Annotated in this window: 5 protein-coding genes; all 5 read left to right on the top strand. The window is 37.8% G+C overall.

What is annotated here, in order from left to right:
- The first annotated feature begins 119 nt into the window (after positions 1-119).
- The 5 genes from ABDZ53_RS00150 (at position 120) to ABDZ53_RS00130 (ending at position 4,188) form a co-directional block, all read left to right on the top strand.
- Positions 120-641, top strand: a complete 522-nt coding sequence (locus tag ABDZ53_RS00150) for a YjbQ family protein (RefSeq protein ID WP_343752752.1) — start codon at positions 120-122, stop codon at positions 639-641.
- Positions 642-661: 20 nt separating this feature from the next.
- Positions 662-1,522, top strand: a complete 861-nt coding sequence (locus ABDZ53_RS00145) for a class II fructose-bisphosphate aldolase (protein WP_343752750.1) — start codon at positions 662-664, stop codon at positions 1,520-1,522.
- A complete protein-coding gene (locus ABDZ53_RS00140) occupies positions 1,515-2,219 on the top strand; it encodes a triose-phosphate isomerase (protein ID WP_343752748.1) in 705 nt (234 codons plus the stop codon). Before ABDZ53_RS00145 ends, ABDZ53_RS00140 begins: the two co-directional genes overlap by 8 nt.
- 6 nt (positions 2,220-2,225) lie before the next feature.
- Positions 2,226-2,690, top strand: a complete 465-nt coding sequence (locus ABDZ53_RS00135; RefSeq protein ID WP_343752746.1) for a PTS sugar transporter subunit IIA — start codon at positions 2,226-2,228, stop codon at positions 2,688-2,690.
- 151 nt (positions 2,691-2,841) lie between these two features.
- Entirely contained in the window at positions 2,842-4,188 is a 1,347-nt protein-coding gene (locus ABDZ53_RS00130; RefSeq protein ID WP_343752744.1) for a PTS galactitol transporter subunit IIC, read from the top strand.
- Positions 4,189-4,300: the final 112 nt, after the last annotated feature.

The raw sequence follows: 4,300 nt of genomic DNA, 5'->3' as shown, positions 1-4,300 counted from the left end.
AAACTTAATCAAAACGCAAATTAATTTGGTAAAATAGCCTCTAAAATCAGAGGTATGAATTATTCAGGTATAGGTAACAAATGTAAATAGGTTTTACAAATGTAAAAAGGAGAATTTATATGAAATTATATAAAGAGACAATTACTCTACAATCAGAAGGTGATACGCCTAGTTATATTGATGTCACGCCACAGGTGAGAGAGGTGATTAAAGAGAGTGGAATTAAAGAAGGACTTGTGACAGTCATTTCCCCTCATACAACTTGTGCTGTTTTCTTTGAAGAATTTTCTCATGATAGAGACAGCAATGGGGATGAGTATTTGCAGATTGATTTAAATGAAGCTCTTGAAAAAATCATTCCTAAACACACTAGCGCCTCCACTTATCACTATCCGGGAGAAGAACATTACAAGGAAGTTGAGAAATGGCCAAATATTGAAGAGTATCTACCTGGAGGGGATCGGTCATACTTGTGGAATGGGGACGCCCATTTAAAATCAACGATTATTGGGTCGAGTGAAGTGTTTGATGTGACGGATTACACCTTGGGGGTGGGAAAAACGGGCTATATTTATTTTGTAGATTTTGATGTCACGAGACCGCGTGAGCGCAGATGTTTGATTACTGTGATGGGAGAATAAGTTGAAGGGAGTTTATCGATGTGTTAGTGAATTCAAGGCAGTTATTTAAAGAAGCTCAAAAAAAGAGTTTTGCTATTCCGGCAACCAATTTTATTACCTTAAATATGGCAAGAGTTTTTGTCCAAGTGGCTGAAAAAAGAAAGTTACCGTTAATCTTGCCTTTTGCTCAGTCGCATCGGGAATTTATCCCTTTAGAAGAAGCAGCGTTAATTGGTAAGTATTTTGCTAAAAAAGCAAGGGTACCGATTGTCTTGCATTTAGATCATGGGGAAGACATAGATTTTATAAAAAAGGCGATTCAGTTAGGTTTTTCTTCTGTCATGATTGATGCCTCTCAAAAACCCTTTGAAGAAAATATAGCCATTACAAAAGAAGTCGTTGAGTATGCACATAAGTATGATGTCACAGTTGAAGCTGAACTAGGGCATGTCGGAGCAAATGAAAATTTTGAAGCACATGAAGTTATCGACTCTGTTTACACAGATGACAAAGATGTCGAGCTGTTTGTAAAAGAAACAAATGTGGATTCTTTAGCTGTCTCTATTGGAACAGCTCACGGTGTGTATATAGGCACTCCACAAATCAGTTTTGACACCTTAAATGAGATTACGGCCATAACAGATATTCCACTCGTTTTGCATGGGGGCTCATCAACAGGAGATGATAATTTAAGACAATGTGCACTTAATGGTATGGCAAAAATCAATATATTCACCGATTTTTTAAATGGAGCTTACGATGCCATACAATCTCGGAATCCATCAAACTTTTTAGATGTGATTCAATTCTCTGATAAAGCAATGGAAGAGGTATTGCATCACTATTATGACGTTTTTCAAACCCAAGCGGTTAATATCAAAAAGGAGGGAAGCCATGAGTAAAGGAGTTATTAACAAACCATTTTTCATTTTCAACCCAAAGTCCTATTTATACGGAAACGAATTATTAGATTTAGCTGTACTAGCAGATGAGCTAGCAAGTAAGAGTAACATTTCTGTTTTTGTAACCGCTCCCTATTCCGATTTGAAGTTAGTAAGTGAAAACACTGAACACGTGATAATTACCGCTCAACATATGGACGGGATTTCACCAGGAAGAGGTATGGGCCATGTCCTGCCGGAATCGTTATATGAAGCGGGTGCAAGAGCGACCGTTTTAAATCATGCGGAACATCCGATGACATTAAATGAACTTGTCCAGTCTATGAATAAAGCAAAAGAGTTAGGTATGGTCACAATTGTTTGTGCGGATTCTCTAGCAGAAGCGACAGCCATTGCTAAATTGAATCCTGATATCTTGTTATGTGAACCGACGGAGTTAATTGGAACGGGTCAAACGAGTGATGAGAATTACATCCGTCAAACGAATGAAGCGATAAAAAATGTTAATGACTCTATATTAGTCATGCAAGCGGCTGGAATTAGTACATCTGAGGATGTTTACAGAACCATTTCCTTAGGGGCTGATGGTACGGGTGCGACAAGTGGCATAGTGAAAGCCGATAACCCTCGACAGGCGCTTAAAGACATGATTCAAGCAGCTGATAGAGCTTATCAGTCACGTGATGGTAAGGAGTGAAGTGCTATGGGAAACACTTTTTATATGGATGAAGATTTAGTTTTATTAGATTTAAAAGAACGAGAAAAAGAAGCCGTTTTGCAGCATATTGCTTCCATTTTAGTGAAAAAAGGTATGGTTAAGTCCTCATTTGAAGAAGCCTTAATCAAAAGGGAGAAAGAGTATCCAACTGGTTTAATGGGTAACCAGTACGGTATAGCCATCCCCCATACTGATGCAGAACATGTTAATAAACAGTGTTTGTCCGTATCCATCTTGAAAACATCTCTTGAATTTATTCATATGGGGACGGATGACCAAAAAATTCCTGTTTCTTTAATTTTTACTTTAGCTATTAATAACCCTGAAGATCAGTTGGATTTACTACAAAAGCTGATGGCCCTTATACAAAATGACACACTGCTAGAACAATTAGTCAACAGTGAGGATAAGAAAGAAGTGATTAGTCTTGTCACAGATGCATTAAATTAGACAGACTGTTTTGTCCTACTGAGGCGGATTAGTCGACGGAAATAGGGAGGTGACTTAAACAGTAATCCTTTTGCAATTATTTGATTCACAAGAGTTGGTTTTTAATTTAAGGAGATTCTTTCATGTGGTAGAAATTAAGGAGGAACAACTCATGCAAACATTTGAACAAGTGATTCAATGGTTTCTTGATTTAGGGGCAGCCGTTATGTTGCCCATCGTCTTTATATTTGTGGGATTATTTTTTAGAGTCCCATTAGCTAAAGCGTTAAAATCAGCTTTAACTATCGGGATTGGTTTTATTGGTTTGAATTTAGTTATTGGATTATTAACAAGTAACTTGTCACCAGCTGCCGAAGCTATGGTACAGAACTTTAACCTTTCAATGGAAGTAGTCGATGTAGGGTGGCCGGCTGCCTCAGCCATTGCATACGGAACATTCTTAGGAAGTTTAGCTATTATCGTTGGTATAGGGGTGAATGCTCTTCTACTTTTGTTTGGCTTAACCAAAACTTTAAACGTCGACATTTGGAACTTCTGGCATATTGCTTTTATAGGGTCTCTGGTATATGCGGCAACAAACAACTTTGCTCTAGGAATATTTACTATGATCACTTTCTCTATGATGACATATTATCTTGGAGATAAAAGTGCGGTATATGTTCAAAAGTATTTTGGCTTAGAAAATATGTCTTTCCCTCACGGACAATCTTTAGCAGGATTTGTATTAGCTGTACCGATGAACTGGTTATTTGAGCGTATTCCGGGCTTGAATAAACTTAAACTGGATCCAGATACTGTTGAAAAACGATTTGGCATTTTTGGAGATAATACAGTCATTGGTTTTATTATCGGGGTTGTTATCGGGATACTCGCTAGTTATGACATTGGAGATATACTATATTTAGGTGTAGCGACTGGCGCTGTTATGATGCTCTTGCCACGAATGGTTTCTCTTTTAATGGAAGGATTAACTCCTATTTCAGATGCTGCTTCTAAATGGGTAAAAGATCGCTTTCCTGGAAGAAACTTATTCATTGGAATGGACAGTGCACTTGCAGTTGGACATCCAACCGTTCTAGCTGCTTCTATATTATTAGTTCCTATTACCCTATTACTAGCGGTTATTTTACCTGGTAATACGACTCTACCATTAGGAGACCTAGCCACTATACCATTTATGATTGCCTTAATGGTTCCTGTGTTTAAAGGAGACCTTCTGCGTTCTGTACTTGGTGGAGGTATCATGATGGGATTGGCTTTATATATATCCTCATGGGCTACGCCATTAATTACCGAGTCAGCGGTTGCGGCGAACTTTGATTTAGCTGGTAATGCTTTAATTACTGTTTTAAGTGATGGGGGTATTTGGCCGACATTTGTCTTTACTAGCGCAGCTGATTTATTAGGTTGGATAGGGATAGGCATTATCTTTGTCATTGTCGTTATCTTATTCATCTTTGAAAAACGTAGAATGTCTAGAGAGTTACCAAACGAATAAATGAATCGTCTTGAGCTTTTATAGTTAATGATTAAGAGAAGGAAGGTAATGCCAAAAGTTCTATGAAAAATCAGATTATTCCTGTTCGAAGGTATGATATTCCCAAATAGGA

Source organism: Alkalibacterium iburiense (assembly GCF_039521845.1).
Classification (GTDB): Bacteria; Bacillota; Bacilli; order Lactobacillales; family Carnobacteriaceae_A; genus Alkalibacterium; species Alkalibacterium iburiense.
The sequence above is the reverse complement of the archived record's forward strand: the minus strand, read 5'-3'. Positions and strand labels throughout refer to the sequence as shown.

Bases quoted from the DNA above. Each gene is read 5' to 3' on its own strand.
- ABDZ53_RS00150 (WP_343752752.1), top strand. From the start codon at position 120: ATGAAATTATATAAAGAGACAATTACTCTACAATCAGAAGGTGATACG.
- ABDZ53_RS00140 (WP_343752748.1), top strand. From the start codon at position 1,515: ATGAGTAAAGGAGTTATTAACAAACCATTTTTCATTTTCAACCCAAAG.
- ABDZ53_RS00135 (WP_343752746.1), top strand. From the start codon at position 2,226: ATGGGAAACACTTTTTATATGGATGAAGATTTAGTTTTATTAGATTTA.
- ABDZ53_RS00130 (WP_343752744.1), top strand. From the start codon at position 2,842: ATGCAAACATTTGAACAAGTGATTCAATGGTTTCTTGATTTAGGGGCA.